The organism is Cupriavidus sp. 05L310 (assembly GCF_056398185.1).
In genome coordinates, this window is sequence record NZ_JBFTOX010000017.1 from 85,916 (window position 1) to 112,703 (window position 26,788).

Here is a 26,788-nt window from a genome sequence, read left to right on the forward strand (position 1 = left end):
ACGAAAGATACCCGCCGCAATTGTGAGTAGAATTTGACGGCAATGACCTCCAAACACCCAAAAGCCTCCCAGGCCGGCCTGCCGGTCCAGCCCGCCGGGCACGACGAACCCGCCGGACTGGCCCCGCCGCCCGAGCCGCACCGCGCCCAGCGCCTGCCTCACCTGCCCGCGCTGCAGGCCTTGCGCGCGCTCGAGTCAGCGGCGCGCCACCGCAGTTTCTCGCGCGCGGCGGAGGAGCTTGCGCTGACCCACAGCGCCATCAGCCATCATATCCGCGCGCTGGAAGACAACCTGGGTACCAAGCTGTTCCAGCGCACCGGCCACCTGATGATGCCCACCAATGTGGGCGCGCGGCTGGCGCAGCGCGTGCGCGACGGGCTTGGCGAACTGGAAGACGGGCTGCGCGAGGCCAGCAATGGCGGCGCCCCGCAGGTAGTGCGGCTGGAGGTCAGCGTCATGGCCGATCTCGCCAACGCCTGGCTGATCCGCCGCTTGCCGAGCCTGCATGCGGCGCAGCCGGGACTCGACCTGCACCTGCGGCTACACGCCGAGATCACGCCGCCCGATCCGTACTCGGTGGACGTGGGCATCTGGCACCAGCGCGTGGACCTGCCCGGCTTTGCCTGCCACAACCTGATCGAGGACCATGTGATCGCCGTCGCCAGCCCGGCGCTGCTGGCGCGCTATCCCGGCTTCACGCTGGCCGACCTGCCGCGCCTGCCGATGCTGCGCTTCGCCCTGCGGCCCTGGCGCGACTGGCTGGAAAGCGCCGGCCTGCCTGGCACCGAACCCGAGCGCGGGCCGATCTTCCAGGACGCGGGCATGATGCTGCAATCGGCGGTGGCGGGCCTTGGCGTGGCCACGGCCCGCCTGCAACTGGCCCACGATTACCTCGCCAGCGGCGAACTGGTGCAGCTTGGCACCACTAGCATCCCGTCCAGCCTGCACTACTGGGTCACCTGGCGCGAAGGCAATCCGCGCGAGAAGGCGATCCTGCAGTTTCACAGCTGGCTGCAAGGCCAGGTGGCGGCTTCGTCCGGGGACTAGCGCCCCGCCGCGCGCAGCGCTTCGATCCGTTCTCGCGTCAACGGATGGGTGGAGAAGAAGCTGCCGCCATCGTCGTCGTTGCCGGCATCCTCCGCGGCGCGGCGGCTGCGCCGCTCCCGCTTGGTTTCCCGCTCGGCGGAGGCGGCCGACGCGCCGCCCTGCCCTCCGGACCCGGCCTTGGCGGCCTCGTCCTCCGCCTGCTGCTCATGCGCGGACTCCAGCGCTTGCAGCACGTCGGCGAACGCCGACACGGGCAGCCGGTTCTCCTGCATGACCTCCACCGCGTACGCATCCGCGTCGCGCTCGTGCTCGCGTGAATAGCGCAGGGTCAGGATGGCGGCGGGCACCCCCGCCAGCACACTGGAATAATCGCCGAAGAAATACGCCGCCAGCGCACCCACGGCCGAGGCCTGGAGCACCTGCTGCAGGCCATGGCGCTGGGCCACGTGGCCCGCCTCGTGAGCCAGCACGCCCATCAGGCCGGCGCCCGGGCCGGCCAGCTTCACGAGTTCGTCGGTCACCACGATGGTGCCGCCCGGCAAGGCCAACGCATTGGCCCCGAGCTGGCCGCCCCGGCGAAAGAGGATGCGGTACTGGTGGTCCGGATCGGGCGGGCGCCTGAGCGCGGCGAAGCCGGCGCGAATGCGCTCCTGCTCCGCCACCGGCAGGGCCGAGGGCTTGAGCAGGCCGCCGTCGATGCTGCCCAGCGTGGCTTCGCCAATCCGCGCCTCCAGCGCAGCCGGCACGCTGCGCGCCACCACGCCGGCGCCCCACGGCAACACCACGAAATATCCCGCCACCAGCACCGCGGCCAGACCCAGCACGGACAGCGCCGCCAGCCGCCAGCTGTTCTGCGCCCTCACCACCCAGCCCTCCCGGTGGCCGCTGGCCGCCAGCAGCGCGGCAAAGCCGGCGTGGTCCGTGACCTCGCAGAAGGCGCCGTCGGCAAACGTCACCAGGCGCGGCGCGCGCCTGACCCGCTCGGAAACGCGCAACGCCGCCAGCGGCGCGCGGCGCAGCACCGAGCCATCCGCTTCGCGCAACACCGCGTCGCGCCCTTCGATCGATAGCAAGCACGCATGGGCGCGCGACGAGCGGCCGTCGAAGTAAGTGGCCGCAACCGCGGCGGCGGCCGGTGCTTGGGCAGAAGCCTGCATCAGGGTCCTGGGATCGGAGTGAACCGGGTGGTAAGAATGATCATGGCGGCCAGGGGGTATCAAGGTGCCCGGCGCGCTCAGAGTGCGATGTCGATGTCGTACCAGTCCACCGCGGCATCGCCCAGCGCCCCGACCTGCTGCGTCTCGCCGGCCACGAAGGCATCCAGCGGCCCGGCTGCGAGCATGGTCATGCACTCGATACGGTAGCGCATCGAACGCACCCGCGCGAACGGCATGAACAGCCCCAGCGTCAGCACATTGGCGATCATGTTGGTTGCGAAGATAAAGAACAGCCGGCTCGCCTTGACCTCGCTGCGAAACGCGTGCGGCGCCAGCGTGGTGTGGTTCCACACCAGGTTCTGCAGGCGGGCCATGAAGAACGGGCCGACCGCCATCAGCGCCACGTAGAAGCCGATCACGGCCATGCCAATGGCCAGGAACGGCGCGCCATGCGCCACGCCTATCGCGTTGCCAAGCAAAGCGCCGGCAATCGACGTCACCGCCACCACGGCCAGCATCATGCCAAAGGCGCGCAGATAGACGCCATAGAAGTCGCCCGCGGTGGCGTCAATACCAAAGGGCGCCGTGCCGAAGCGGGTGTTGTCATGCTGGTACTGCTTGAAGCGCTGATGCGCCAGCGGCGCCAGCGCATACAGCGTGAACACGCTCAGCACGGGCCAGAGCAGGAAGACCTTGTAAGCCAGGGCGTCGCCGCCGGTGAAGGCAAAGCGCAAGCCACGGTAGCTGGAATTGGCCATGCGAAAGCGCAGCGAGCGCACCAGCAGCAGCGGGAACACCGCTGCCAGCGCCAGGCCCAGCGCCACGGCCAGGAAGGGGGAAACATGACTGCTGAGCTGGAAGACCACGGCAAGGCCAAACACGATGGCGCGGCCCTTGAGGATGGCAGAGGCACGGCCGTGGTAGTCGAAGCTGGCGCCGTCCAGCCGCGTGTTGCGGTAGAAGTACTGCATCGTCCGAACCTTGGCCCAGGCCGAATAGATGCCCAGCGTGACGATGCTCAGCAAGGCATTGACGATCCAGATACGGAAATATTCGGAACCCGAGCCGATGAACTCGAACTGCAGGGGGCGCGGCTGGCCAGCAGGCACCGGCGCTGCGGGTGCTTCGCCTGCCGTCGGCTGAAACGCGTTGTTGTCTTGCTGCATCCTTGTTCTCTCCCGTGAAATCTGCAATTGGCATGACGCCGGCGAATCACATTTGCTTGTAAGCCGTGCGCACGATATTCCTCATCCCCGCATTGCGGCCAGCAATGTATCAGGAATGCAACCAATTCGATCGTAGCCGGCCCGGAATGCAGGAAGTTCCCCCCTCATCCAACTAGGCGAGGAACGCGCCGTGCCAATGTGAGCCGGTCAACATTCGTAACTCACACGGGCTACATCTTTTGTCGCCTGCGCCCCTTCCGGCACGCGCGCCGCACGGCAAAGCTACGGTCCGGGCAAGCCATGTGCTTTGGCGTGCATAAGCTATTTGCACTGCGTTGTATCACGCTTGCAACCATTCATACGGTCGTGCGGCGGCTGCTCCACCACCCGCCACGCCCTGCGCACTTACCCTCATCCCGCTGCCGGGGCATGACCGGCAAACACATCATATGCGTCTATTGATGCACCTGACAAAGCCTGCAGGCCATGAAAACATCACTATTTTGCAGCCTCGCCATATTGCAGTGCACGCAAGACGGGTGCAAGGCAGTAACACCAAGGAAACATCCTGTTACAAGAAATCGAAGATGTAACAAGTGGCAAAAAAACATCACCAATGTAATCAATAACTTAGGTCGACTGGCACGTTCGTCGCTCTTATGCTCGTTACAAAGACCAGAGCGACCGGAACAGACAAGCACGGTACGCCGAGGATGCCGAAGCCAAGGGGGTGCAAACCGCCAGCAAAGACATCACGAGAACAAAGACTTGAACGGGGGGTGGGGTGGTGGCCGTGACAGGCAACTGCTTCGCGGGGAGGTTTGGCGCTGGGTCAGCGCAAATTTTAAGAATCCATGGCCCACGCCGCACACGGTGGAAGGCAAAGCACCGGCGCGACGATCACAAGCAGTCTTGTAGCATTTTCAGGCGCGGGACCGATTCCTGAGGGAGGAAAAGAATCGGCCCGCGGCACCTACCAAGGCGCAATAAGCCGCAAGAAACGGCAACGCGCCAGGTGAGGACCAGATGGTTGGCACGCCAGCCTGACGGGTTCCCTGGAACATGGTGGAGCTGGGAGGCCCGCCTTGTCGAGTTGCGCACCGGGGAGACAGCGGTTCCTAGACCGCTGTAGCGCCAGCGTGTACCCGTCATCGAGGAATCCCCCCTGTCTTGGCCATGGCTGGCACTTCCAGCCGAATCCTGTGCCCGATCTTCAGCGGGCGCTTTTTCCCCTTTAAACCATGACGTGAAGGAGATGGACATGAACACCATGTTCGAAGGCATCAAGCGTTTTGTCCGTGACGAAGATGGCGCCGCTGGCATCGAGTATGCCTTGCTACTCACATTCGTGGCGCTGGCCATGATCGTGGCAGGCCCGACGGTCAAGAGTGCGGTCGGCACCATCTGGACCAATATCAGTAACGCCTTGACCGGCACTGCCGCCACGTGATCGAAAGCAGCATCACGGCCCAGCCGGCTCCTGAAGCCGGTTGGGTCGTGCCAGCGCTGCTACCACGGCAATTTTCGTGCCCCTTGTACTTTTTGCAGGATAGAGCCATGAGCACGTTCGACCCCGTCGCATCTGGACTCGTGCTGGTCATGGTCGCCATTGCCGCCGCCAGTGACCTGCGCAGCCACCGCATTCCCAACTGGCTGGTCGCAACGGGCTTGCTCGCGGCACTCCTGCTGCAGGTTTTCGAACATGGCGCCAGCGGCGGCTCGCGCGCATGGCTAACTGGCGCTCTTGCCGGACTGGCTCCGTTCCTGGTGCTCTATCTCGCGGGCGCCGTCGGCGCCGGCGACGCCAAGCTCATGGCTAGCATCGGTGCCTTCGTGGGCGTACAGCCGGCGCTACAGATTGTCCTGGCGAGCTTTCTGGTCGGAGGCGTGATGGCGCTGGCCATCATGGTGGCGCGCAAAAACGCGCGCCAGACCCTCGCGGGCCTGTCCGCGCTGCTGCTGTGGCTGCCATTCAGCTGGCGCGCCACCGCGGCAGACACGGCCAAAACGCAGACAACTGCGCGCCTGCCCTACGCCGTGGCGCTGGCCGGGGGCGTACTACTGGTGATGACAGGCACGCTCTGAAGCGCGGATCGGTGTGCCCAGAACATAAGTACACAGGCCCCGCGAGCGGGCCGGAAAGGGAGAGAAGAATCATGTACGAGCACACATCGGCTGTCTCGGCCTCATCCGCGCCTGCGCAGCGGCGCCGGTGCAAGACACCTCGGCAAGCTCGCAACACCCTGCCACTGGCGGCATCACGTGGAGCACGACAAGTCCCGCGCCAGCAGGAAAAGACCGGCGTCAACACGCGGCTGGGTGACCGACGACCTCGCCGCCAGGGACACTGCATTTTCGCCCGCCACTGAACACTGCCACACGGTTTGGAAGACATGGAGCTTGGCGTAGCCGCCAAGGGGGCGCGCTCGTGCCTAGCCTGGCCGCGCCGATGCCGCGATTCACACTGGGGAGGACCATCAAATGAGAAACGTACGCGCAATCGTGATGCTGCTGGTGGCGGCCCTGGCCGGCCTGGCCGCGGTCGTGCTGGCCTCGCGCTGGATGATGCAGCAAAGCTCCGGCAGCGTGACCAAGGTCGTGGTGGCAGCCACGGACATCAATCTGGGGCAGCGGCTCGCTCCGGAGTTCGTCAAGACCGTCGACTGGCCGCGCGACAGCCTGCCGCCGGGAGCCCTGACCGAGCAGAAGCTGATCGATGGGCGAGTGACCAAATCCAGCGTCATGCGTGGCGAGCCCATCCTGGAATCCAAGCTAACGCCCGTCGGCACCCGCGGCGGACTCTCGGCGGTGATCGCCGAAGGCAAGCGCGCCATCACCGTGCGCGTCAACGACGTGGTTGGCGTAGCGGGCTTCGCACTGCCCGGCAGCTTCGTCGACATCATCGTGAACACCCAGAAAGATGCGAACAAGGGTGATGCCTCGGCGCAAAACGAGCAGTCCATTTCGAAGATCGTGCTGGAAAAGATCCTGGTCCTTGCCATCGCGCAGGAGGTCAATCGCGATGAGACCAAGCCCAAGGTGGTCAACGCCGTGACGCTGGAAGTCTCGCCCGACGAAGCCGAGAAGCTCGATCTGGCGCGCAGCGTGGGCACGCTCTCGCTGGTATTGCGCAACCAGATCGATCCGCGCCCCGTCGACACCGCGGGCGCCACCAAGCGCAGCCTCCTCAACGAACCCGTGATCAAAGCCGCCGTGGCCGTGCCGGTGGTGGCCAAAGCCGTCCAGGTCGTGCACCGCATAACGGAAAAGAAGATCGCCACCAACTGTGTAGGCGTCATCAGTGGCATGCAGCAAAACCAAGAATGCTTCTGATGCACAGACGTTGAGATTGCAAATTGCCGACCCCTTCACCAGGGTCAACAACCGGGGGGAATTCAAATGGACCGATACCACCACCAGGAGGGCAGCCTTCGCACCTGCGCGGCTCGCAGCGGCCCCACACGACGGAGCCTCATCACGCTGGCCGTGCTGTCGCTATCCAGCATCTGGCTGGCCAGCGAGCAAGCCCAGGCAGCCGATGCCGCGGCTGCCGGCCAGCCGGCAGCCGCCAATCCGCAGGCCATGAAGCTGGCCGCCAACGGCCCGATCCAATTGACCATTGGCGCGGCCAGCGTACCCCCGCCACCCAGCGATACCGGCATTAGCCGCGGACCCAACTGCAGCAGCGCAGCGCGCGAGCCACAACAGGTGATCGTGCCGGTCGGCAAGTCCCGCATGCTGTCTCTGCCGGAGCCCGTTCGTACACGCACGCTAGGCAACCCCAGCGTGGTGCAAGCCATGCTGGTGTCGCCACAAACCCTCTACCTGCTCGGCCTGGACGTTGGCACGACGAACATGATCGTGCAGGGCAAGAGCGGCGGTTGCACGGTGATTGATGTGACCGTGGGCGCAGACCCCGGCGGCTTGCAGTCGACCTTGCACGAACTGCTGCCCCAAGCCAGGCAGGTGCGTGTCGCCTCTGCCGCGGATAGCCTGGTGTTGAGCGGCAACGTGCCCGATTCCACTGTGGCGCAGATGGTAATCGACATCGCCAACGCCTTCGTCGCGCGGCAGACCCGCAGCCCGCTGCAAGCGCCGCAGCAGCAGATAGGCGCCCCCGTGGGCCAGAATCCGATGCTGGCCATGGCCGGCACCAGCATGGGCGGACTCGGCATGCTCGGCGCCGGCGCCAACGGCGGGCAGCCGCTGCGCAGTCCACGCATCATCAATATGATGACGGTGGACTCGCCCCAACAGGTGATGCTGGAAGTCAAGGTCGCTGAGGTGTCGAAGACGCTGATCGACCAACTCGGCGCCGCAGCCAACCTGAACGGCGCCTTCGGCAGCTGGACCTTTGGCCTGCTGGCCAATTTTCTCTCCGGCGGCGCGGGAGTGATCTCCGGCATGAAGTCGAACAACCTGCCCTTCAACTTCCAGATCGATGCGCAGAAGGGCGACAGCTTGTTCAAGATCCTGGCTGAACCCAACCTGATGGCCATCAGCGGCCAGGAGGCGAGCTTCCTCGCAGGCGGCAAGGTGTTTATACCAGTGCCGCAAGCCTCCAGCGCCGGCGGTACCACCATCACCCTGCAAGAGGAAACCTTCGGTGTCGGCCTGCGCTTCACGCCAACCGTGCTTGCCAACGGGCGCATCAACCTGAAGGTGGCCCCGGAAGTCTCCGAGCTCTCGCCGACCGGGGTAGCGCTCACCGCGCCCAACCTTGCCGGCACCACCATCCTGCCGCTGATCACGACCCGCCGCGCGTCCACCACGCTGCAGGTGATGGACGGCCAGAGCTTTGCCATTGGCGGCCTGATCAAGAGCAGCGTCACGGGTAGCCTGAAGGCGCTGCCGGGCGCAGGCGAGCTGCCTGTGCTGGGCAACCTGTTCCGCAGCACCAACTTCCAGCAGGACAAGAGCGAACTGCTGTTCGTGGTCACGCCTCGCCTGGTCAAGCCGCTGCCGGCCAACTTCCCGATGCCGACCGACTCCTTCGGGCCATCGACTCGCGGCGAGGTCTTCATCAACGGCAACATGGAAGGCCATCCTGTGGTCGACAATCCGCAGGGCATGCCGCCGGGAATGCCCGCTCCGCAGACACCGACTGGTGCCCCGACCGCACCGATGGCACCTGCCCCGGTCGCGCCGACCACCAGCACCTCGCCCGCAGGCAGTGGCCGCGACACCGCCGCGGCCCGCGCCCTCGTGCCTTCGAGCAATGCCTTGCCGACAAGGACCGGCAGCGACACGGCATCACCCGCAACCGCCGACGCGCCCTTGCCCACGGCAGCCGCGGCGCCAGCGCCGGCCTCCGGCTCCGCGCTGTGAGCCCGGTACCGGCGGACCGCAATGAACAGGGGAATATCATGAAGATCCGGAACCTCCTTGCCACCTCCACCCGGCTTGCCGCCGTCGCCCTCGTCGCCGGCCTGGCCGGCTGCATGACCACCACGCCGGTGTATGACACGCGCTTCGGCGATGCCGTGCGGACCGTGCGCGCCATGCAGACGCTCAACCCGGACGCCTCGATGAACACGGACCCGGTGACCGGCGTCGACGCACGCAGCGCCACCTACGCCATGGACCGTTACAACACATCGTTCCGCAATCCGCCAGTCGACAGCAATGCCTACGCGGTCGGGGTGGGCAGCTCGGCCTCTGGCTCCGCGCCCTGACCGCGTGGCGGCACGCGCCGGCCCAGGACACCGCCGCATGCCGCCAAGGCAAACCGAAATTTGGGAGAAATCGAGATGGCAAAGCTCATTCTGGTCTCGGCCGACGAGACGCGGGCCCGGCAGATGTCCGCGATGGCAGGACAGGTCATCACGCACCGGCAGGTGCAACTGGTCTGCGCCGACCCGGAGAAGGCGCTCGGCATGGCAGGGCTGATCCACCCATCCGACTTCCTCATCTTGCTGGCCGACGATTTCAGCATCAACGTGCTGGAGCGCTTGCGCCAGCGCTTTCCCGAACCCGGCGATGTTCCCTGCATCCTGGTCACGCCGTCGCCATCCACTGAGCTGCTGATGCGCGCCATGCGAATGGGCGTTCGCAGCGTACTGCGCTGGCCGCTGGATTCGCGCGAATTCAATGAGGAGCTGGAACGACTGGCCGTCAAATCGCAGGGAGGCACCGAGACGGAGGCCCGCACGCTGACCTTCGTCTCATGCAAAGGCGGGAGCGGCACCACGTTCGTTGCGGCCAACCTTGGCTATGCCATCGCAGCCAACCACGGCAAGCGCGTGCTGCTCGTGGACCTGGTTCAGCAGTTCGGGGATGCCGCCTTCCTGGTTACCGACAAGGCACCTCCGGCTACGCTGACGGACATTTGCCAGCAGGTGGACCGGCTGGACCTTGCCCTGCTCGACGCCTGCATCACCCACGCGCATCCGAACTTTGATGTCATCGCTGGTGCCGGCGACCCGGTGAAAGCGGGAGACATCAAGGCTGCCCATATCGAGAGCATCCTCGACCTGGTGAGACCGGTATACGACGTCATCATCTTCGACGTCGGCCAGGACATCAACCCTTCCACGATTATGGTGCTGGACCACAGCGACAGGATTTATCCGGTCATGCAGCTTAGTCTGCCGTACCTGCGCGCCGGACGGCACCTGATGGAGATATTTCACTCGCTAGGCTACCCGTCCGACCGCCTGTACATCGTGATCAACGAGTACGAGAAGCATTCGGCAGTCAGCTTGCGCACGATGGAAGACACGCTTGGCGCAAAAATTGCGCACATGCTGCCGTCCGATCCAAAGGCGGCCCGAGACTCGAGCAACCAGGGCGTGCCCATACTGCAGTTGGCCGAGCGCAACCCGATCTCGCGCGAGTTGCTGCAGATGGCCGATGGCGTCTACCCGAGTGCCGTGAAGAAGAAGGAGGGCCTGCTGCAAAAGCTGCTGGGCCATCGCAACCGCCGGGCCACCCAAGTCCAGTCCATCGAAAAGCATGCATAGCCACGCGGCGGCAACGCTCAGCCCGGTACGATCATAGGCGCACGGCGCCCTGCGGAGAATCAATATGTCACTGCGCGAACAACTCATTGAAAAGGCCGGCGAGACCGTGGCAGAGCGGGTCGGCCCCGTCAGCACCACCGCGAATGCCGCCTACCAGCAGCTAAAGATTGAGATCCACGAGGCCATCATCGAGCGTGTGGAACTGGAAAAGCTGCAGCGCCTCACGCCGGAGCAGGTGCGCCGCGAACTGGCACTGATGGTCGAGCGCATTATCGAAGAGCGCAACGTGCCCATCAATGAGACCGAACGCAAGCGCCTGGTATCGGACGTGCGCGATGAGATGCTGGGCTTCGGACCGCTAGAACCGCTGCTCAGCGATCCCACCGTTTCCGACATCCTGGTCAATACGTCAAAACAAGTCTACGTGGAACGCCGCGGCAAGCTCGAACTGACGGCCGTCACCTTCCACGATGACGCCCACCTGATGAAGATCATCGACAAGATCGTGTCACGCGTGGGGCGGCGCATCGATGAATCCAGCCCGATGGTGGACGCTCGGCTTCCCGATGGCTCGCGTGTCAATGCCATTATCCCGCCCTCGGCGGTAGACGGCCCGCTGTTGTCGATCCGGCGTTTCTCCGTCAATCCGCTGATGGTCAAGGATCTGGTGGAATTGCAGACGCTCACGCCACCGATGGCTCAACTGATCGAAGCCATGGTCAAGGCCAAGCTGAATATCCTCATCTCGGGCGGCACCGGCAGCGGCAAGACCACCATGCTCAATATCCTATCGGGCTTCATCCCGGCGAGCGAACGCATCGTCACCATCGAGGACGCGGCGGAACTGCAGTTGAGGCAAGACCACGTGCTGCGCCTGGAGACACGGCCGCCAAATATCGAGGACAAAGGCGAGATCACACAGCGGGCGCTGGTCAAGAACGCGCTGCGGATGCGCCCGGACCGCATCATCCTTGGCGAAGTCCGTGGCGCCGAAGCACTCGACATGCTGCATGCCATGAACACCGGGCACGAAGGTTCGCTCGCCACCATCCACGCCAACACGCCTCGCGACGCACTGACCCGGCTCGAAAACATGGTCAGCATGTCCGGCCTATCGCTGCCGCCCAAGACCATGCGGCAGCAGATCACTTCGGCCATCACCGTGATCCTGCAGGTGTCGCGGCTGACCGACGGCAGGCGCAAGTTGATGAGCGTGCAGGAGATTACCGGCATGGAAAGCGACATCGTCAATATGCAGGAGATCTTTACGTTCAAGCGCACGGGAGTGGATACGGAGGGGCGTGTCAAAGGGCATTTCTGCGCCACCGGCGTGCGACCCCATTTTTGCGAACGCCTGCAGGCCTTCGGCCTGAGCTTGCCGGATCGGTTGTTCGAGCCCTCACTCCGCTTCGAGGTATGAGCCACCCGCCCTCTGCGCAGGAGATCAAATCATGAACACAACCCTCGCTGGCTTCGCCCTCGCGCTCTTCATCGCCATCGTGCTGCTGATCGTCACCACCTACCTGTGGTGGCAAGGCAAGCACAGCACCGGCGCGCGACGCCTGGGCCGTCGCCTGCGCTCTGTGGCAGAGGCGGCCTGGCAGCATGAGCCTTCGTCCATCATGAAGGAACGCACGCTCAGCCGTTCGGCGTTCGTCGCGAACTTGCTGCGCAAGCTGCCGCGCGTCCGCGCGCTGGACCAGTTGCTGATGCAGTCCGGCCTCTACTGGAACGTGTCAACCTTCCTCGGCTTCACCTTGCTGCCCGCGGCGGCGCTGTATCTCACGGCCATATTCCTGGCCGTGCCCGCCCTGCCGGCGAGTGTCGCGGCCCTTTGCTGGCTGCCGGTACCACTTTGGTTCGTGAACAAGCGCCGCACCCGTCGGCTGCAGCAGATCGAAGCACAGCTTCCAGAGGGAGCCGACCTGATGAGCCGCGCGCTGCGTGCCGGCCACTCCTTCTCCAGTGCGCTCGACATGGCCGGCGATGAATTGCCAGACCCGCTGGGCGCCGAGTTCCGTCTTACCTTCGACGAGATCAACTATGGGGCCTCGATGCAGGACGCCTTGAACAACATGGCCTCCCGCGCGCCACTGCCCGACCTGCGCTACCTGGTGATCGCTGTACTGATCCAGCGCGAGTCCGGCGGCAACCTGGCGGAGATCCTCGGCAACGTCAGCCACATCATCCGCGAGCGGATGAAGCTGATGGGCCAGGTCCGCGTGCTTTCGGCCGAGGGCCGCCTTTCCGGCGTGATCCTGTCGGTGCTGCCCTTTGGCCTGGCTGGCGCAATGTATCTGCTTAACCCGGAGTTCCTCACGCCCCTGGCGACAGATCCCGTAGGCCCGTGGATCGTGGGCTATGCCGTTGGCCTGATGATGCTTGGCCTGATATGGATGCGCAAGATCGTACGCATCCACGTCTAGGCATAGCCGGTTCCAACATGAAAGAGGATGGGCGCCGCCCAGCATAATCATGAGACTCGAGCAAATTCTCATCCTGGTCTTCACTTTCCTGCTAGCCTTTGGCATAACGCTGGCCGCCATGACATTGCTGCAGCGCGACGAACTGCGGCGGCGCATCTCCCAGGTAACCAGGGCCGCTACCGGCAGCGACGGTACGCCGTCAGTGCTGCAGGACAACTGGATGCACAAGCTGGAACGTGTGTCCAAGCCCTTGGCCAAGCTCGCGGTACCCAAGGAGGGTTGGGACGGTTCCGCAATGCGCACGCGCTTCATGAACGCCGGCTGGCGCAACTCCTCTGCCATTCCGCTCTACTTTGCCGCGAAGACGGCGCTGGCCCTGGCGTTCCCGCTGCTGCTGTTCTTGCTGACGGGCGGAGTAATCAGCGAGGACAACCCCCGTCTGCTGCCCACTGCCCTTCTGGCCATCGCCATTGCCGGCTTCTACCTGCCTGACCTGGTCTTGCGCAGGCGCGTCTCGCAACGCAAGCAGCAAATATTCGAGACCTTCCCCGATGCCCTTGACCTGATCACTGTATGTGTCGAGGCAGGACTCGCGCTCGACGCGGCGCTGCTCAAGGTGGTGGACGAACTGCGCGGCCAGCAAGGCGCGCTGGCGGAGGAGCTCGAGTTGCTTGTGCTGGAACTGCGCGCTGGCCTTTCGCGGGAGAAGGCACTGCGCAACCTCGCGCTGCGCACCGGCGTGGAAGACGTCGACATGCTGGTCAGCATGCTGATCCAGGCCGACCGCTTCGGCACCAGCGTCGCCGATTCGCTACGCGTGCATGCCGATACACTACGCGTAAAGCGGCGCCAGTACGCCGAGGAACGTGCAGCGAAAATCTCTGTCAAGCTACTCTTTCCGCTGATCTTCTTTATCCTTCCGTCGCTGTTTGTCGTGCTGCTCGGCTCCCCCGCCATTCAGTTCTATCGATCGCTGTTCCCCTACATGATGGGTACTTCCGGCTGACGGGAACAAGCCATGTGCTCCAGACCGGCAGCGTAGGAACAGACAAGGGGTTAAGCCATGCATACCCAGGGAATCAAGAGATCACGGTGGCAGCGGGGGGCCAGCGCAGTGGAGTTTGCGCTAGTGGCCCCGCTCTTCTTCCTCCTGCTGTTCTCCATCGTCGACTTCAGCGCGATGATGTGGGCCAATCTGACCATGCAGCATGCCGTGCGCGAAGGGGCACGCTACGCCATCACCGGGCAGAGCAGTTCGCCACAGCGCTACCAGGCCGTGCTGGCGAAAATCCATGACAGTTCGCTGGGCGTCTACGACATGTCAAACGCCACGGTCAGCACCTGGGTCAACGGTACCAGCCAGAGCAATGGCAACAGCATGTTTGGCGGCGCCGGCGACATCGTGGTGATCGAAGTCAACTGCTCGTGGCCGCTGCTCACGCCGATGGTCGCAGCCTTCTTCAAATCCACGGGCGGCAAGTACAACTTCAGCGTGGCTGCCACCATGCGCAACGAGGCCTTCTGATGAAACGCACCCGCCCACTGCCCCGCAGGCGCGCCGCGCGCGGCATCGCCAGCATCGAGTTCGGCATCCTGCTGCCCATCTTCATTTTCCTTACGCTACCGGTGATCGACTTCGCGCGGGCGATCCAGGCCAATCTGATCCTGGTCAACCTTACGCGCGAGGGCGCCAACCTGGCTTCGCGCAGTTCGGCTTATACACCGCAGGTCATCATGAACACGCTGGCCCAGACCACGCCGCCTTTGAAGATGAGCCAGCGCGGCATGATCTACATCACCAAGATCATGGGCAATGCCGAGACCTGCGCCGGCAAAGGCTGCGTGCGCAATATCGTGCTTGAGCAGTATCGCTGGACAGGCGGCTGGTCCCTGGGCGGCACGGTACCAGGGAGCCAGGTGTGGAACTGCGGCACCGGCAGCGGCTCATGGGCGAGCGACGGAAGCTGCAGCGGCCTGCCCACCGGCGGCACCTCCTCGCCCACGGCTAATGCGATGGCCGGCCTGCTTAACGACGGCGAAATCGTCTTCGTGGTCGAGTCCTACTACAACTTCGACATGTTCTTCAAGGGACTGACGATGGGTGTGCTGAAGATGCCGGATATCGGCCCCAATTTGTATTCGGCCACCTCATTCTGACGCAACGGCAAGGAGCAACCATGAGGAAGCAACATGCTGGCAAGCAGCGGGGACAAATCACCCTCATCGCTGCCGCGCTAATGATCGCGCTGCTGGGAACCGTCGGGCTCGCCATTGATGCTGGCATGGCCTACGTGATCAAGGCCAGGCTGAACGCAGCAGTCGACTCCGCCGCCGTCGCCGCAGCGAGGGCGGTCACCAGCGGCAGTACGCAGGCCGACCAGACCGCGAACGCCCGACAGGCCGCCCAGGACTTCTTCAACACCAACTTCCCCACAGGCTACCTGCGTGCGACACCGACGCTGGATACGACCTCGGTACAGTTCGACACCCCAACCCTTGGCGCAGTCACCATTGGGGTTTCCGCGACGGCAACCATGCCGCTGACGCTGATGAAGGTGCTCGGCTTCAGCAATATCGCCGTTGCCGCCACTTCACAGTCGATCCGAAAGGATCTCGACCTGATTTTCGTGATTGACTCGTCGGGGTCGATGGGCCCGGTGTGGAGCACGGTGAAGAGCAACGCCAACACGTTCCTGGATCAGTTCAGCCCGACCGAGGACCGGGTGGGCCTGGTACATTTTTCGGCCGGTGCGGTGTCCGATATTGCAATCAAAACGACGCAGCGCGGCTTCGATCGCACAACCATGGAGAGCACGATCAGCAAGCTGACCAGTGGTGGCACCACCAACTATGCGGAAGGGTTGTACCAGGCGCGCGCGCAGCTCGACTTGATTCCGACGGCCAACCGTTCCAGCCTGCGCGTTGTCGTGTTCTTCTCGGATGGCGAACCCAATACGCTGGCCGCCAGCTACAACATGGGTACCCGCACGGACGTGACTACGACAACCAACGTCGTCACCTGCACCAACGGCAAAAACAAGACGTGCACGACCACCCAGACCGTCAACAACACCAGCAACACGGTGAATGCCAACAAGACCTGCGCGGGGGGCGCCAGCGCCTCATCGAACCCGCCCACGGGACTGTATTACCCCGACAAGCAGTCCGCTTCCATGCCGAGCCCATGTGCGATGAGTTCATCAACCGACACCTCGGGAAGCCTCGGGAACGGCAACAAGGCAGGGACCTATACACAAACAACCACGACTGTCGCCTACGGGCCGACCGCCATGACACCGACCTATGACGTACGCCAGGAGACAAATCCGACGCTGAAGTTCAAGGTGGTCGGCAGCGAGGCAAACACCAACTCCGGTTTGCCGGTGGCGGCTACCTTTAACGCGACGAACCTCGGTAACGCTTCACAGAACGTGGCGATGGAGATGGCGTCCTATTTGCGCGACAACAACGTGTACATCTTCACCCTCGGCCTGGATGGCAATGGCGGCTTCAACGAAGCGCTGCTGAAGAACATGGCGAACACACCGGATGCCACTCTGTACAACAGCAAGCAGCCCGCGGGCATCTATTGCTACGCCGCCAACATCAGCGGTCTCAAGCCGTGTTTTTCGAAACTCGCATCAGAAATCCTGCGAATTTCCAAGTAGGCGTTTCCGCAGCGCATTGGGCCAACTGGCAGTGGAACCCGAGGGGCATCATGTTCGACAGTAAAACCGTCCAGCTTGTGAGGGAGCCGGTGGTGCCGATGCTGCTGCGTTTTCGCGAGGCAGCGTTGGAGATCTGCCTGCGAGGCGGTACCGCGTTCCTGTTGGTGATGTTCGCCTGCGTGGCGATCAAGCACTGGCTCGCCGACCCGACGCGTATTACTCTGCTGCTCATCGTGGTGGCGGAGATCCTGACGGTTGGCCTGTCGCTGATAGTACGGATACCTGCCCGGCGTGACTGGAGTCCTGTCGCCATACTCTGCTCGCTGTGCGGCAGCTATTACTTCCTTGCCGTCCAGCTCGCTCCGGGTACGCGGATCGTGCCCGAAGCGGTCGGTGCCGGGCTACAGATCGCGGGGCTTGCGTGGCAGATCTTCGCCAAGATGTCGCTACGTTTGTCGTTCGGCATATTGCCCGCCAATCGCGGGATTGTGTCGCGCGGCGCTTATCGCTTCGTGCGGCATCCGATCTATCTTGGCTACCTCGTTGCAGACATCGGCTTCCTCCTTGTGAACTTTGGGCTGCAGAACCTGCTTGTCTATGCCGGGCAGTTCGTACTGCAGGGGGTCCGGGTCGCGCGCGAGGAAAAACTCCTGTCCGACGATCCCGCGTATCGTTCGTATCGGGACAAGGTACGCTTTCGCATCTTGCCGGGTCTGTTCTGAGCGCAGGGCCCGTGCCTGGCGTTCGCCTAACAGCCCGGCCTTGACCGGGCCCGCTCTTTTCTGAAGAATCCACGCATAACCGTGCCCGGAGCCAGCGCACGGATTGCATGGAGCCAGCATGAGAATCCGCATCCTCAGCGATCTGCACCTCGAGCACGATGTGCCGGCGGCGGTGCCCGCCTGCCCCGCCGACCTGGTGGTGCTGGCCGGCGATATCGCCAACGGCCGTGCCGGCGTCGACTGGGCCGCGCGCACTTTTTCCGGGCCGGTGGTCTATGTGCCGGGCAATCACGAATACTACGAGAGTGCCTTCGGGCCGGTGGATGCGGCAATGGAAGAAGCCGCCCGCGAGGCGCTGCACGTGCGGGTGCTCAACGATACCGTGGCCCATTTCGATAGCCTCGCGGGCAATCCGGTCCGCGTGATCGGCACCACCTGGTGGACCGACTACGCGTTGTTCGGCACCGCCCGGCGCGAAGAGTCGATGCTGGCCTGCGCCGGCGTGATGGTCGACCATCGCCTGATCGAGGTCGAGGACGCTAACGGCCAGCGGCGCCGCTTCACCACCGCCGACGCACTGGCGCGGCACGAGGCGGCCAGCGCCTGGCTGGCCGTGCAACTCGCCACGCCCTTCGAAGGCAAGACGGTGGTGGTGACCCACCACGCCCCCGATCTCGGCAGCCTCGACCCGCGCTTTTCCCACGACCTGGTCTCCAGCGGCTTTATCTCGCGCCGGCCTGACCTGATCGCGCAGGCCGACCTGTGGGTCCACGGACATACCCATACAGGGTTCGACTACCGCCTCGAAAACGCCCGCGTGGTGTGCAACCCACGCGGCTATGTGCGCCGCAAGACCGGCGAACTGGAGAACCCGGCTTTCGACTGGTGCTACACGGTGGAACTCTGACGCCGCCGGAGCGGTCGCCCGCGCGGCAACCGGCGCACAAGCAAAAACCCCCGCCGGCTCGCGCCAGCGGGGGTTTTTGTTACTACAGGTAATGCGGATAAAGCAGGCTGCCAGGTTGGCAGGCCGGCAGATTTACATCATGCCGTCCATGCCGCCCATGCCACCCATGCCGCCCGGCATTGCCGGAGCCGACTCGTCCTTCGGCAGTTCTGCCACGGCGCAATCCGTGGTCAGCATCAGCGAAGCGACCGAAGCAGCGTTCTGCAGCGCGGTGCGGGTCACCTTGGTCGGGTCCAGCACGCCCATTTCCACCAGGTCACCGTACTCGCCGGTGGCGGCGTTGTAGCCGTAGTTGCCCTTGCCTTCGATGACCTTGGCCACGACGACCGAAGCTTCTTCGCCAGCGTTCAGCACGATCTGGCGCAGCGGCTCTTCCATGGCGCGCAGCACGATCTTGATGCCGGCGTTCTGGTCAGCGTTGTCGCCGGTCAGGTTGGCGATGGCAGCGCGAGCGCGCAGCAGGGCCACACCGCCGCCGGGGACGATACCTTCTTCCACGGCTGCGCGGGTTGCGTGGAGTGCGTCTTCCACACGTGCCTTCTTTTCCTTCATTTCGACTTCGGTGGCTGCGCCAACCTTGATCACTGCAACGCCGCCGGCCAGCTTGGCCACGCGCTCTTGCAGCTTTTCACGGTCGTAGTCCGAGGTCGCTTCTTCGATCTGGGCACGGATCTGCTTCACGCGTGCTTCGATCGAGGCTGCGTCGCCGGCGCCGTCGATGATGATGGTGTTTTCCTTGCCGATTTCGATGCGCTTGGCTTGACCCAGTTCTTGCAGGGTTGCCTTTTCCAGCGTCAGGCCGATTTCCTCGGCGATCACTGCGCCGCCGGTCAGGATGGCGATGTCTTCCAGCATGGCCTTGCGGCGGTCGCCGAAGCCCGGAGCCTTGACAGCGGCGGTCTTCAGGATGCCACGGATGTTGTTCACCACCAGGGTCGCCAGGGCTTCGCCTTCGACGTCTTCAGCGATGATCAGCAGCGGGCGGCCCGACTTGGCCACTTGCTCCAGCACCGGCAGCAGGTCGCGGATGTTCGAGATCTTCTTGTCGAACAGCAGCACGAACGGGTTGTCCAGGGCGACAACTTGCTTTTCCGGGTTGTTGATGAAGTACGGCGACAGGTAGCCGCGGTCGAACTGCATGCCTTCCACGACTTCCAGTTCGTCGGCCAGCGACTTGCCGTCTTCCACGGTGATCACGCCTTCCTTGCCGACCTTGTCCATCGCTTCAGCGATCAGCTTGCCGATCACTTCGTCGCTGTTGGCGGAGATCGAGCCAACCTGGGCGATTTCCTTGCTGGTGGTGGTGGTCTTGGTCAGCTTCTTCAGCTCTTCGACCGCGTTCACCACAGCCTTGTCGATGCCGCGCTTCAGGTCCATCGGGTTCATGCCGGCGGCAACGTACTTCATGCCTTCGCGCACGATCGACTGGGCCAGCACGGTTGCGGTGGTGGTACCGTCACCGGCGTTGTCGCTGGTCTTGGAAGCCACTTCCTTGACCATTTGCGCGCCCATGTTCTGCAGCTTGTCCTTCAGCTCGATTTCCTTGGCCACGGACACGCCGTCCTTGGTCACGGTCGGGCCGCCGAAGCTGCGCTCCAGCACAACGTTACGACCCTTCGGGCCCAGGGTAACCTTGACTGCGTTGGCGAGAATGTTCACGCCTTCGACCATCTTGGCACGGGCGGCGTCGCCGAATACTACGTCTTTAGCTGCCATGTTCTGAATCTCCTAAATCGGTACGAATGGGGTGCGTGGATTACTTGTTCACCACAGCCATGATGTCTTCTTCGCGCATGACCAGCAGTTCCTGGCCATCCACCTTCACGGCTTGGCCGGCATACTTGCCGAACAGCACGCGGTCACCCACCTTGACGTCGAGGACGATCGAAGCGCCCTTGTCGTCCTTCTTGCCGGGGCCCACGGCCAGCACTTCACCTTGATCAGGCTTTTCGGCAGCATTGTCGGGAATCACGATGCCGGAAGCGGTCTTGGTTTCATTGTCCAGACGCTTGACGATCACGCGGTCGTGCAAAGGACGCAGATTCATACGGACTCCTTGGTACAAAAAGTGATTTCAGGTTCACAAAATTGGCCGCCAGCACTAACGGCCAGCAGAATTGGTGCGCCGGGCGAGGCCTGTTAGCACTCATGCCCGACGAGTGCTAATTATAGGGACGGGGGTTTACGTTTTCAAGTCAGCGACTTGATACGTGTTTACCCTTCCTCCGGCAAAATTCTTCATGCCGAAGTTCGTTCAACCTTGAACCCGCGCAGCCAGAGGCGCAGCCAGGCTTTCAAGATTCTCATTTAAATACAGAGGCTTATGAGGAATGGCGGCACAGCCGCGCGCTGGCGCCGCCGGGAGGCAACCATGGAATTTCATGTGGACTGGCTGACTGTGGCTTTAATCTCTAGGGCTTCGCCGTCCTGGCATCCTTGTCAGTGAAATCGTAGAGGTGCGTGTTATCCGGCGTTTCCCCGATCCTTGTCCCTCTCTGGCTAAACGGGATGCGGCGGCGGAAATTCTCGCTGTCCGACCTGGCGCTCTGAGTGGCAAGTCTGGCTGCCTCCGGGTAGGCCATTGGTCGCTTGTCCTTCTCAATCTCAAGCAGCCTCGTCTGCTCGTTCACGCGTACGCTGTACTTGCCCAGGTTGTAGAGGAGATACATGGCGAAGAGGTTGTCGAAGTCCTCGTAGGCGCCTTGCTCCCTGCGGAAATCCATGGACAGGACCGAGGGGAAACGATTGGGCAGGTCCTTGAAGGCCACCTTTTCGTCCTCGTGCGGATCCATATAGGTCGAGCCGCCGTATTTCTTGTACAGCACCACGTCCATGCCGTACCCGCGCTTGCCCCACTCCTTGATGAGCTTCATCGCCATCTCGGTGGGGAGGTTGGCCGTGGCGGCCGCCACCACCCGCCGTCCGGACAGGACCTTGGCACTGGTGACCTCCAGGTCCTTGTAGCCCGCCCCGAACTTGAATGCGGCGCCGACGGTTTTGGCGCAGTTGAGGCGCATGTAGTCGTACTTGATCTCGCCGCGGTGATACTCGGTATTCCTGGCGCGCTGGTGATAGTCGTCATTGATGCGCCTGAAGTAAGCCACCAAGGCCTCCTTGTCGCTGGCCGGTATGCCACGGACGCGCACGCCGATGACCGAGCGCTTGTAGATCTCGCCGAAGTCCAGGCCAAACGAGGCCGTTTCCGCGATCGAGGAGACAGTCTTGAACAAGTACTCTTTCTTCGGGATGCCAACCATCAGATCCGAGGTGTAGAAGCCGCTCTGGTGCTTACGTGTACGGTCGGCATAGAAGTTGGCCGAGTAGACCAGATCGTCGCCAGGCGCATCGTCCCGGATCGCCAAGGCGAGATGGCCAGCCGACCCGCCCTTGGAGGTGCCAAAACTGATCAGCAACTCCAGATCATAGGGATCCTCGCGAAGGAGATCGGTCAGTTTGTCGATGTTGGCAGGCTCAGGCCCGCCCTTGCTGCCGAAGTCGACGGCGACGGCCCCCTCCGGCAACAGAACGGCTATCACTACGAGCCAAATCGCTAACCTCATCCTCATTGCACTCATTGCTCCATTCACGCCCCTGGATACTGTAATGCGAATCGGCGCCCCCCGAAACACCGCAGGCAACGCGGGAATGACGCGCCGCAAGGTAACGGTAGGAGGCGGTACACGGGACAGTTTGATTGGGATCAACAGAATGACAGGACGTACGCGGGTGATGAGTCAGCCATGCCTGTGCAAGTCCGAATGATTGCCTCCGCACGCAAGCCTGTGCCCGGAGGCGTGAGGTTGAGCGGCAACGCCCTGATTCAGCCCCGAGCCGCACCCACAGTCATGCAGATACGCATGAAACATGTGCAAATTAGTTGATTTACGAAAATTTGCGCATAACCAAGAATGGTGACACCAACCCACGACATTCCTTTCGGGAGTTCACCATGTCACAAGCCTCCATGCTGGCCCTCATCGTCGAAGCCGCCGGCTCGCCGTTCTCGACCGTCCGGCTGACCAGGCCGGAGGCCGGCCCCGGCCAAGTGCTGGTGCGCATCCTCGCCAGCGGCGTCAACCCGCTCGACACCAAGATCCGCGCCGGCAATGCGGCGCACGCCCGCCACCCCTTGCCGGCCGTGCTGGGGCTGGATATGGCTGGCGTGGTCGAAGCCGTCGGACCGGGTGTGACGGCCTTTGCCCCCGGCGACGAGGTCTATGGCATGACCGGCGGCGTGGGCGGCCTGCAAGGCTCGCTCGCGCAGTACGCGGCGGTGGATGCCGACCTGCTGGCGCCCAAGCCCGTCAATTTATCGATGCGCGAAGCCGCCGCGTTGCCGCTGGTGTTCATCACCGCGTGGGAAGGCCTGGTCGACCGGGCGCGGGTGCAGGCCGGGCAGAAGGTGCTGGTGCATGGCGGTGCGGGCGGCGTCGGGCACATCGCGGTACAGATCGCACGCGCGCTCGGCGCGCAGGTCTATGCCACCGGATCGGCCCGCCATCGGGAGATCATCGAAAGCTATGGCGCCACCGCGATCGACTTCGCGACGGCATCGGTCGAACAGTATGTCGGTGAACATACGGCAGGCGAAGGCTTCGACGTGGTCTACGACACCGTGGGCGGCGCGGTGCTGGACAGTGCCTTCCGGGCCGCGCGCACCTATGGCGGCCATGTGGTCAGTTGCCTGGGCTGGGGCACGCACTCGCTGGCGCCGCTGTCGTTCCGCGCCGCCACGTATTCGGGCGTGTTCACACTGATGCCTTTGCTGACCGGCAAGGGCCGCGCCCATCATGGCGAAATCCTGCGCGAAGCCACCCGGCTGGCCGAAGCCGGCAAGCTCACCATGCGGCTCGACCCGCGCGAGTTGCATCTCGGCAACGCGATCGAAGCGCACCAGGCCATCGAAAACGGTACGGCCAGCGGCAAGCTGGTGGTGGAAATTGCGAAGGACTGAGCGCGCGCCGCGCTAGCCACCGCCGAGGCGCTCGATGGTGGCATCGAGGAAGGCACGCAGCCGTCCGAGCCGGCGCAGGTCGCGGTGATAGCCGACCCATACATCGCGCCGCGGCGGCGGCTCGCCCATATCGATGGCCTGCAGGCCTCCGACGCGCTCGGCCAGCAGGCAGGGCAATACCGCCAGCCCGGCGCCGGCCGCGCACATCTTTGCCTGCGCCTCGCGGCTGTTGCTGCCGAACGCCACCCTGGCCCCGGGCAGGAGCTTGCGCATCCAGGCCACGTCGGGCAGGTCGGCCAGGCCGGTATCCAGGGTCAGCAGGGCATGGCCCTCGCCATCGCCGGGGCGCGGCGGCGCCACACCGGGCGCCGAGTAGAGCGCGTAGTCCATCTGCATCAGCTTGCGTTGCACGACATCGGGTTCGTCGAACGCGCGGATGCGGAACACCAGGTCGGCCTCGCGGCGTGCCAGGCTGAGCAGGCGCGCATCGGTCACCAGTTCCACCGCGACGCGCGGATGGGCGCGGATAAAGTCCGCGATCACTGGCGTCAGCATGTGCACGCCAAACCAGTCCGACGACGAAATCCGCAACATGCCATCGAGTTCCCGCGCCTGGCCCGACAACTGGCGCTCGAAGGCAATGGCCTCCTCCTCGATGCGCTCCGCGTGGGCGAGCACGGCAGCGCCCTCGTCGGTCAGCACGAAACCCTCGCTGGTGCGCTGGAACAAGGCGTGCCCGACGGCCTCCTCCAGCGCCTTGAGCCTGCGCCCCATGGTCGGCTGGGTCTGCCCGGTCATGCGCGCGGCGCCGCCGAGGGTGCCGGCGCGGGCAATCGCCAGGAAGACTTTGATATCGCTCCAATCCATCTGCGGAATTTGCCGGCCTTGAAGTTGAGAGGCAGTTGAATGCGGCGCGGCAAGGACATCGCCCGCGGCTGCGCGATGATGGCACGGCGCCGCGGCGCCAACAACAGGGTGAGCGGCGGCCCTGCCGACAGGCGCTCAGGCGCTGGGCGCCTCGTCGCCGCCCAGCGCCCAATAGTCCGGCACTTCCGGGCTGGGGCTGCGCAGCACCATGGTATGGCCGCACTGGCGGCATCGATAGACATAGGCCGCGCCACCCACCGCCGGCGCGTCTGTCCGCGCGGCCTCCAGGTCCGGGTGGGGCGGCAGGTGTCCTGGCCTGCCGGCCTGGCGCTCGCATCGCTCACACGGCAACATTGCGCTCCTCTTGCTGATTGTTGATCGCTAATTGCTGATGGACGGCCAAGGTCCGGATGGTCGGCCACGGCCGCGGAACGGGTCTTGTGGAGACCGGCGGGCGTCACATTGCGGCGATGGGCGATGGAAACCGGCACACGCAGGCCGCCGGCACTGCCATGGCGTGTAGTGGCCATGCGCGCATGCATGAACAAGCCGGGAGGACGGAAAACCAGTGGCTTCGTGCCGCGCTCCATCCTGGCTTCCGAGGGTCGCATGCGAACTGCTGCGACGCACAATAATTATAGGCGCTGGATACCGTATCGCGTTATATAAAGGCCAACGGGACACATTTTGCGGTGCAATAAAACAACCGTCAGAAAACGCAACAATCCCGGGACCGCGGACGATCGCCAATAGGCCGGCGCGCAACTCCCATCTTCGAAATAGCGCGCAACAGCAAGGAGGGCGGGGCCAGGCAGACACGGATTTCGTCAAAAAACCTGCCATCCCCGTGAGGGAGAAGTATCTGCTGGCCCCGCCGGATCTTAGCCGCCGGTTATTTCAATGTTGCGACGATGCGCGATGCCGGTTGCGGATGCGCACCGCACATGCCGCCCATGCCGCCCACGCCTATGGTGCCGGCGCGGCCTCGCTGCCGATGGCCTGCAGCGCTGCTTTGTCGCACAGGATCAGGCGTCCGTATTCCAGGCGCAGCACCCCCTGCTTCTCCCAGTCCTTGAGTTGCCGGTTGACGCTCTGGCGAGACACGCCGAGCATGTGGCTCAGCTCCTCCTGGGACAGCTTCAGCGCGGGGCGCCCGCCCTGCGTTTGCATGCCTTGCGCCGACAGCGCGTGCGCGTGCTCGACGGCAAGCAGGCGCCGCGCCAGGCGCACCGGGAACGGCATCAGGATCACCTCATCGATCCATTCCAGCGCGCTACGGTAGCGCCGGCAGATCAGTTGCGTGAATTCCATCAGCAAGCGCGGTTCCCGTGCAATCAGCGCATGGAAGGTGGCCGCGGGAATCACCAGCACTTCGCTCGCCTCGGCGGCGCGGGTGTCGTACACGCGATGCGCATCGATAAACAGCGAGACCTCGCCAAACCACTGCCCCGCTTCGAGCAGGCTGAGGACAGCCTCGCGCCCGTTTTGCGCCGTGCTGCTGACCTTGATGGCGCCGCGCTCGACGCAGAAGAGCGCATCCGGGTTGGAGCCGTAGGTGAACAGCACCTCGCCCTTCGCCAACTGGCGGCGCATGGCATGCGATCTGAGCAGGGCTTCCAGCCCGGCGGAAAACTGCCCGCTGGCGGCGGCATGGCCTTCGTGCGACTGCGGGTGTGGGCTCATGTGCATGGGCTCGGATTGGACACTTGCTGGCGGGACGGCAGCCCCTGGAACATAAAGCGCGTTCTACGCGGGATCGGTGCGAAACCAGCCGGTCAGCGCCCAGCGGGTCTTGTGGCAGGGCAGCACCTCATGCGGGACCAGGTCGCTGCGAAACACCACCAGCCGCGCGCGCTTCGGCAGCACGCGGTGCAGTGCGGCGGCATCGCCGTCCCGGGCGTAGAGAGCGAGTTCGCCGCCGTCGTGCTCGTCCCATTGCGGATTGAGATACAGCACCAGCGAAATCTTCCGGTGGAGGGTCGCACGATGCTGGTCGATGTGCTTCTTGTAGGCCGTGCCCACGGGATAGTGAGAGAAGTGAAATTCCTCGCGCTTCAAACCCAGGAAGTACCTGGCGTTCAAATCCGCGCGAAAGTCCACCGCCCACGCCTGGAAATCCTGCCTGGCCGTGCCGGCAGGCGCATCGTCGAGCCACAGGATCGAATCGCCGCGAATGCCGGCGTCGCGTGCCGTCTCTTCGCCTCGCCCGATCCGGGCCGGGTGGAACAGGCCGGCCTCCCACGCAGCGCGGCTCTCGTCATGCAGCCGCGCGGCCAGCGTGCTGTCGATAAGGTCGTCGGAAACAGCCCAGCCCCGCTCTTCGAGGGCGACAAACAGACTTTCCAGTGCGGACATAGATACCTGATTTCAATACGGAACAACATAAACAACGAGACAAAAAACCAAAGCGCGCCGCACGCGCTTGCCCGCGAGACGGCGCGCGAATTCGGCACGCATCCTGCGCCGGACAGCTTGACCGGCGCCGGCTGAACAACTGGTGTGGGCCGGGAGCGACTAGAGTCCGCTACTGTCGAGATACTCCAGCGCCAGGCTCACCGCGCGCCGTGCCTTGAGTGCATAGATCACCTGCCGGTCCCGGATGATGAGCGCCAGCACGTCGGCCTGCGTCAGCTCCTGGAAGTGATGGCTGGCGCGCGGCAGGCTCAGCCCGGCCACGACGGCCAGTTCGGAGGCCGGCATGCCAGCGTCACCCGCATCCAGCAGCGCGCGGCAGATGGCGGCGCGCGCCGGCACCGCCAGCAGCGCGTAGGTCAGTGTGCTTTCTTGATCGGTCTCCATGGCCACGTCTTCCCGCTCGTCGTCCAGATATCGTTATTGTGCGTCGCCGGCCG

General features: G+C 64.0%; 26 protein-coding genes. 16 read left to right on the forward strand and 10 right to left on the reverse strand.

The window, feature by feature from the left end; translation table 11 throughout:
* Positions 1-42: 42 nt before the first annotated feature.
* Positions 43-1,047, forward strand: coding sequence for a LysR substrate-binding domain-containing protein (locus AC1DS6_RS14670; protein ID WP_441626411.1), 1,005 nt, complete (start codon positions 43-45; stop codon positions 1,045-1,047).
* Here AC1DS6_RS14670 and AC1DS6_RS14675 read toward each other — a convergent pair.
* Both AC1DS6_RS14675 and AC1DS6_RS14680 read right to left on the reverse strand, forming a co-directional pair.
* The gene (locus AC1DS6_RS14675) at positions 1,044-2,204 is read right to left on the reverse strand and encodes a M48 family metallopeptidase (RefSeq protein WP_441626412.1); all 1,161 of its coding nucleotides are present in this window, start codon (positions 2,202-2,204) and stop codon (positions 1,044-1,046) included. The two genes, AC1DS6_RS14670 and AC1DS6_RS14675, sit on opposite strands and share 4 nt — an antisense overlap.
* Positions 2,205-2,281: 77 nt before the next feature.
* A complete protein-coding gene (locus AC1DS6_RS14680) occupies positions 2,282-3,370 on the reverse strand; it encodes a YjgN family protein (RefSeq protein ID WP_477102640.1) in 1,089 nt (362 codons plus the stop codon).
* A 1,261-nt stretch (positions 3,371-4,631) separates the two neighbouring features.
* Here AC1DS6_RS14680 and AC1DS6_RS14685 point away from each other — a divergent pair.
* From AC1DS6_RS14685 to AC1DS6_RS14750, 14 genes are all read left to right on the forward strand, one after another.
* Positions 4,632-4,820, forward strand: coding sequence for a Flp family type IVb pilin (locus AC1DS6_RS14685; protein WP_477102641.1), 189 nt, complete (start codon positions 4,632-4,634; stop codon positions 4,818-4,820).
* Positions 4,821-4,927: 107 nt separating this feature from the next.
* Entirely contained in the window at positions 4,928-5,455 is a 528-nt protein-coding gene (locus AC1DS6_RS14690) for an A24 family peptidase (protein ID WP_477102642.1), read from the forward strand.
* A gap of 396 nt (positions 5,456-5,851) precedes the next feature.
* Entirely contained in the window at positions 5,852-6,703 is an 852-nt protein-coding gene (gene cpaB / locus AC1DS6_RS14695; protein WP_477102643.1) for a Flp pilus assembly protein CpaB, read from the forward strand.
* Positions 6,704-6,769: 66 nt separating this feature from the next.
* Entirely contained in the window at positions 6,770-8,698 is a 1,929-nt protein-coding gene (locus AC1DS6_RS14700; protein ID WP_477102644.1) for a type II and III secretion system protein family protein, read from the forward strand.
* Between the two features lie 38 nt (positions 8,699-8,736).
* Positions 8,737-9,045, forward strand: a complete 309-nt coding sequence (locus AC1DS6_RS14705) for a hypothetical protein (protein ID WP_477102645.1) — start codon at positions 8,737-8,739, stop codon at positions 9,043-9,045.
* Between the two features lie 75 nt (positions 9,046-9,120).
* Entirely contained in the window at positions 9,121-10,332 is a 1,212-nt protein-coding gene (locus AC1DS6_RS14710; RefSeq protein ID WP_477102646.1) for a CpaE/TadZ family protein, read from the forward strand.
* 64 nt (positions 10,333-10,396) lie between these two features.
* A complete protein-coding gene (locus AC1DS6_RS14715) occupies positions 10,397-11,752 on the forward strand; it encodes a CpaF family protein (protein WP_477102647.1) in 1,356 nt (451 codons plus the stop codon).
* Between the two features lie 31 nt (positions 11,753-11,783).
* Positions 11,784-12,758, forward strand: a complete 975-nt coding sequence (locus AC1DS6_RS14720) for a type II secretion system F family protein (protein WP_477102648.1) — start codon at positions 11,784-11,786, stop codon at positions 12,756-12,758.
* Between the two features lie 49 nt (positions 12,759-12,807).
* The gene (locus AC1DS6_RS14725) at positions 12,808-13,764 is read left to right on the forward strand and encodes a type II secretion system F family protein (protein ID WP_477102649.1); all 957 of its coding nucleotides are present in this window, start codon (positions 12,808-12,810) and stop codon (positions 13,762-13,764) included.
* A gap of 57 nt (positions 13,765-13,821) precedes the next feature.
* Positions 13,822-14,283, forward strand: coding sequence for a TadE/TadG family type IV pilus assembly protein (locus AC1DS6_RS14730; RefSeq protein ID WP_477102650.1), 462 nt, complete (start codon positions 13,822-13,824; stop codon positions 14,281-14,283).
* A complete protein-coding gene (locus tag AC1DS6_RS14735) occupies positions 14,283-14,915 on the forward strand; it encodes a TadE family protein (RefSeq protein ID WP_477102651.1) in 633 nt (210 codons plus the stop codon). The genes AC1DS6_RS14730 and AC1DS6_RS14735 overlap by 1 nt, the downstream gene beginning before the upstream one ends.
* A 20-nt stretch (positions 14,916-14,935) precedes the next feature.
* Positions 14,936-16,426, forward strand: a complete 1,491-nt coding sequence (locus AC1DS6_RS14740; RefSeq protein ID WP_477102652.1) for a vWA domain-containing protein — start codon at positions 14,936-14,938, stop codon at positions 16,424-16,426.
* A 50-nt stretch (positions 16,427-16,476) separates the two neighbouring features.
* Positions 16,477-17,148, forward strand: coding sequence for a methyltransferase family protein (locus tag AC1DS6_RS14745; protein WP_477102653.1), 672 nt, complete (start codon positions 16,477-16,479; stop codon positions 17,146-17,148).
* A gap of 118 nt (positions 17,149-17,266) precedes the next feature.
* Positions 17,267-18,055, forward strand: coding sequence for a metallophosphoesterase (locus AC1DS6_RS14750; RefSeq protein ID WP_477102654.1), 789 nt, complete (start codon positions 17,267-17,269; stop codon positions 18,053-18,055).
* A gap of 132 nt (positions 18,056-18,187) precedes the next feature.
* Here the strand turns inward: AC1DS6_RS14750 and groL are convergent, their stop codons facing one another.
* The 3 genes from groL to AC1DS6_RS14765 all read right to left on the reverse strand — a co-directional run bounded on the left by groL (position 18,188) and on the right by AC1DS6_RS14765 (position 21,675).
* Positions 18,188-19,831 (reverse strand): chaperonin GroEL, encoded by a 1,644-nt coding sequence (gene groL, locus AC1DS6_RS14755; protein WP_150988476.1) that lies wholly within the window; start codon positions 19,829-19,831, stop codon positions 18,188-18,190.
* A 40-nt stretch (positions 19,832-19,871) separates the two neighbouring features.
* Positions 19,872-20,162: a co-chaperone GroES gene (gene groES / locus AC1DS6_RS14760; protein WP_006160236.1), complete on the reverse strand. Its 291-nt coding sequence runs from the start codon at positions 20,160-20,162 to the stop codon at positions 19,872-19,874.
* A 364-nt stretch (positions 20,163-20,526) separates the two neighbouring features.
* Positions 20,527-21,675, reverse strand: coding sequence for a YebO family protein (locus AC1DS6_RS14765; RefSeq protein ID WP_477102655.1), 1,149 nt, complete (start codon positions 21,673-21,675; stop codon positions 20,527-20,529).
* 389 nt (positions 21,676-22,064) lie between these two features.
* Here AC1DS6_RS14765 and AC1DS6_RS14770 point away from each other — a divergent pair, with 389 nt between their 5' ends.
* Positions 22,065-23,069, forward strand: coding sequence for a zinc-dependent alcohol dehydrogenase family protein (locus AC1DS6_RS14770; protein ID WP_477102656.1), 1,005 nt, complete (start codon positions 22,065-22,067; stop codon positions 23,067-23,069).
* A 12-nt stretch (positions 23,070-23,081) separates the two neighbouring features.
* On the opposite strand, the gene AC1DS6_RS14775 is transcribed toward AC1DS6_RS14770, so the two are convergent.
* From AC1DS6_RS14775 to AC1DS6_RS14795, 5 genes are all read right to left on the reverse strand, one after another.
* Complete coding sequence (locus AC1DS6_RS14775) at positions 23,082-23,936, reverse strand: LysR family transcriptional regulator (protein ID WP_441626450.1); 855 nt, start codon at positions 23,934-23,936, stop codon at positions 23,082-23,084.
* A gap of 135 nt (positions 23,937-24,071) precedes the next feature.
* Complete coding sequence (locus AC1DS6_RS14780) at positions 24,072-24,290, reverse strand: hypothetical protein (RefSeq protein WP_441626452.1); 219 nt, start codon at positions 24,288-24,290, stop codon at positions 24,072-24,074.
* A gap of 612 nt (positions 24,291-24,902) precedes the next feature.
* On the reverse strand, positions 24,903-25,619 hold the full coding sequence (locus AC1DS6_RS14785) for a Crp/Fnr family transcriptional regulator (protein WP_441626454.1): 717 nt from the start codon (positions 25,617-25,619) through the stop codon (positions 24,903-24,905).
* A 63-nt stretch (positions 25,620-25,682) separates the two neighbouring features.
* The gene (locus AC1DS6_RS14790) at positions 25,683-26,291 is read right to left on the reverse strand and encodes a 2OG-Fe(II) oxygenase (protein WP_477102657.1); all 609 of its coding nucleotides are present in this window, start codon (positions 26,289-26,291) and stop codon (positions 25,683-25,685) included.
* Between the two features lie 159 nt (positions 26,292-26,450).
* On the reverse strand, positions 26,451-26,735 hold the full coding sequence (locus tag AC1DS6_RS14795; protein ID WP_045239210.1) for an ArsR/SmtB family transcription factor: 285 nt from the start codon (positions 26,733-26,735) through the stop codon (positions 26,451-26,453).
* Positions 26,736-26,788: the final 53 nt, after the last annotated feature.